Below are 3,288 nucleotides of genomic sequence, written 5' to 3' on the forward strand. Positions count from 1 at the left end.
GGTCCTCCTCGCCCGATGATCACCGGCGGCCAAAAGAATCACAAGATCAGCGACAGATCCACGCGGCGGGCTTAGCCCGGCCGTCGCCGGGAAGGTCATGCGGCGAGGCGTGCCGGGAGCGGCCTGGGACGCACCGATATCAACAGTGGCCGGACTCGCTTTGCCGGGCGGAATGTTGCGGGATGTCCCAAGCAGGCCGCGCCGCGCCCGTGGGCCGGTCGGGGAGGCAGCCATGACGCAGTCAGCCTCGGGTCCCGAGCAGTTCGACCCGGGTTCCATCGCAGCCGACTCCGAACGGTCGTGGTACCGCGAGGATGCTCCCCTGGAACCCGCGGAGATGCTTGACAGCGACGATCTCGGCTCGACGGATGCCGGCCGAGATCCATTGGACGACAGTTGGGATGCACCCGACAGACCGAGTGCCGGCGTCCGCTATCCGAGCACACCACGTGAGGAGCGTGCGGGGTCGTCCTTCGATCGGCAACTCGCCGCGGAAACGCCGGACGCCGACCCCTACCTGGAAGCCGAGCGGCGGGAGTCCGGGGCTGTTCTCGACGCCGACGCATACGGCGAGGGGACGACGACCCTCGCGGAGGATTACGACGCGAACTTCGCCGTTCCCAGCATCGTCACGCCGGACGTGGGTGCGCGCACGGCGGAGGAGGGCGCCCTGCACCTGGAATGAGGGCGCTCTGCGTGCTCGCGAGAATACGAAGTACTCGTGAGAATACGAAACGCCGATGGTTCGGTCGACGGTCCAACCGGCTCCCGGTTGGACCGTCGGTTGCGACAGACGGTTGCCACGGAGGGCCGGCTCAGGCCGGGGCCGACCCGGGCAGGTCCGGAACGCCACCGGCGGCTTCCCGCCTGCGGTAGGCAAGGCCCGCGAAGACCTCCATGGCGACGCGATGGGCGCTGTTGACCGTCGTTTCCGCGTGGTCGTACGGCGGGGAGACTTCGACGATGTCGGCAGCCACGAGCGGCGTGTCGAGCGCGATCTGACGGACCGCCCGCAGCAGGTCGGCCGGGGTCATCCCCCCGGGTTCCGGGGTGCCGGTGCCCGGCGCGAACCCCGGGTCCAGGACGTCGATGTCGACCGACAGGTACAGTGCCCGGCACCCGTCCGTGGCCTGCGCGATCGCGTCCACGATGACGTCACGGCTGCCCCGCTGCCAGATCTCGTGCATGAGATGCCAGGTCATCTCCTGCTCGCGCATCCAGGCGAACACGTCCGGCGGCGGCCAGTAGCCGCGTAGCCCCACCTGGACGAAGTTGCGTCCACGCACGGCACCGGACTCGATGAGCCGTCGCATCGGAGCGCCGTGCGAGGCGAGGTTGCCGTCGATGACGTCCGCGGTGTCGGCATGCGCGTCGAAGTGCAGCAGACCGAGTTCACCCCAGCCCACGGCGTCGGCCACGCCGGTTGCGGCCGGCCAGGTGATCGAGTGGTCACCACCGATGACGAGCGGGATCGTGCCGAGCCCGGCGATCTGCGCGACCTTGGCCCGGATGTTGCGATGGGACGCCTCGGTGAGCCCGTGCGGACAGTGCGCGTCGCCGGCGTCGACGGCGTCGAGCCAGTCGAAGATCTCGATACCGAGGTCGAGATGGTAGGTGCCGGGGTTGTAGGCATTGGCCCGCATCGCCCGGGGGCCGAACCGGGCGCCGGGACGGTGGGTCGTCGAGATGTCGAACGGAGCACCGACGACGGCGACGTCGGGCCGGCGGGCTGCCAGCGCCTCCGTCCCGGGCAGCCAGGGCAGTCCGCAGAAGGTCGCGAGCCCCGCGTAGCCGGGGGCGTCCGGGCCCGGCTCACGATCGCCGTTTCGTGCCGTCATCTGTCCCTCCGATCGGGCCCTATCCACTGTCCCACGGTCTGCCACCCCCGGTCCGCTGTCCCACGGTCCGCCGTCCGCGCCCCGGTTACGCTTCTCCGGTGGAGGTCGCGGCACCGCACCCAGACCACCCGGCACACACGGCGTCGGAACCGACCGGCCCGGGCCGGGTCTGGTCACCGCAGGCCCGGTTGGCGGGTTTTGCCGTGCTCGGTGTAGCCGCCGTCGGCGTCTGCGGCCGGGTGTACCTCGTCGACCCCGCCCAGCCGGGCCACTACCCCACGTGCCCGTTCCGGTGGGCCACGTCCCTGGACTGCCCGGGTTGCGGCGCCCTCCGCGGCCTGCACCAGCTCCTGCACGGACACCTCGCGGCCGCGGCCGACTACAATGTCTACTTCGTCATCGCCGCCCCGATGCTGGTGCTCGGCTGGATCGTGGCGGTGGCGCGGGCGGCCGGCTGGCGCCGCCCGTTGCCCCGAGTACCGGCCCGCCTGCTTCCCGCCGTTCCGATACTGATCATCGCCTTCTGGGTGCTGCGGAACCTGCCGTTGCCCGGCTGCCGCTGGCTCGCCTCTTGAACCCGGCGGCTCAACGGCGGCCCAGCAGGTAGCAGGCGATGGCGGCGGTCGCCGCGACGTTCAGCGAGTCGACCCCGTGCGCCATCGGAATCCGGACCCGGGCTGTCGCCGCCGACTGCGCCGCCGCCGACAGCCCGGCGCCCTCCGTGCCCAGCAGCAACGCGGCCCGGGCCGCCTCTGTCACCGGTGCAGGTGCAGGTGCAGGTGCGGGCGCGGCGCAGGCGGTGAGTCCGGCCGCGAAGGAGTCAAGATCCTCGGCGTCCGCCGCCGGAGTCAGCGCCAGCAGCGTGAACCCGGCATCCTGCAGCAGACCGAGGGCCTCCGGCCAGGGTTCGAGCCGGGCATAGGGGACGGCGAACACCTCCCCCATCGAAACCCGCACAGAACGCCGGTAGAGCGGATCGGCGCAGCGCGGGCTCAAGAGCACCGTGTCCATCCCGAGTCCCGCGGCCGAACGGAAGATCGCCCCCAGGTTGGTGTGGCTCACGATGTCCTCACACACCAGTACCCGCCGGGCGTCGACCAGGAGGTCGGCCGCGGCGCGGGGCGGCCGGCGGCCCATCGCCGCAAGCGCCCCCCGATGCACCTCGAAGCCGGTGATCGCCGCGAGCACGTCGGGTCCCGCGACGTACACCGGAACGTCGGCGCCGAGGTCCGCGGGCACAGCCGTCAGGCGCGCGGGCGAGACCAGGACCGAACGCGGCCGGTAGCCGGCCCGCAGCGCCCGGATGATCACCCGTTCGCCCTCGGCGATGAACAGTCCGTCGGCCGGCTCCCGCCGACGGCGCAGCGCGACGTCGGTCAACGAGATGTAGTCGTCGACCCGGGGATCACCCGAATCGTCGATCATGATGACTGGTGGGGCGGTCACGACC

The 3,288-nt window shown here is 71.5% G+C and carries 4 protein-coding genes; 2 read left to right on the forward strand and 2 right to left on the reverse strand.

From position 1 onward, the window contains the following. Positions 1-232 precede the first annotated feature (232 nt). Complete coding sequence (locus AC08OQ_RS18615) at positions 233-685, forward strand: hypothetical protein (RefSeq protein WP_462189237.1); 453 nt, start codon at positions 233-235, stop codon at positions 683-685. Positions 686-815: 130 nt separating this feature from the next. Here the strand turns inward: AC08OQ_RS18615 and speB are convergent, their stop codons facing one another. After that, positions 816-1,838, reverse strand: coding sequence for an agmatinase (gene speB, locus AC08OQ_RS18620; protein ID WP_476602305.1), 1,023 nt, complete (start codon positions 1,836-1,838; stop codon positions 816-818). Positions 1,839-2,026: 188 nt separating this feature from the next. Here speB and AC08OQ_RS18625 point away from each other — a divergent pair, with 188 nt between their 5' ends. Then, on the forward strand, positions 2,027-2,413 hold the full coding sequence (locus AC08OQ_RS18625) for a DUF2752 domain-containing protein (RefSeq protein ID WP_462189239.1): 387 nt from the start codon (positions 2,027-2,029) through the stop codon (positions 2,411-2,413). 10 nt (positions 2,414-2,423) lie between these two features. Here AC08OQ_RS18625 and AC08OQ_RS18630 read toward each other — a convergent pair whose 3' ends face one another. Further along, the gene (locus tag AC08OQ_RS18630) at positions 2,424-3,263 is read right to left on the reverse strand and encodes a TrmH family RNA methyltransferase (protein WP_476602306.1); all 840 of its coding nucleotides are present in this window, start codon (positions 3,261-3,263) and stop codon (positions 2,424-2,426) included. Positions 3,264-3,288: the final 25 nt, after the last annotated feature.

The sequence above is a fragment of the Frankia sp. CcCS3 genome (genome assembly GCF_977927575.1).

Excerpts from the sequence above, each read along its gene's own strand:
- AC08OQ_RS18615 (WP_462189237.1), top strand. The coding sequence starts at position 233 with ATGACGCAGTCAGCCTCGGGTCCCGAGCAGTTCGACCCGGGTTCCATC.
- speB (WP_476602305.1), bottom strand. The coding sequence starts at position 1,838 with ATGACGGCACGAAACGGCGATCGTGAGCCGGGCCCGGACGCCCCCGGC.
- AC08OQ_RS18630 (WP_476602306.1), bottom strand. The coding sequence starts at position 3,263 with ATGATCGACGATTCGGGTGATCCCCGGGTCGACGACTACATCTCGTTG.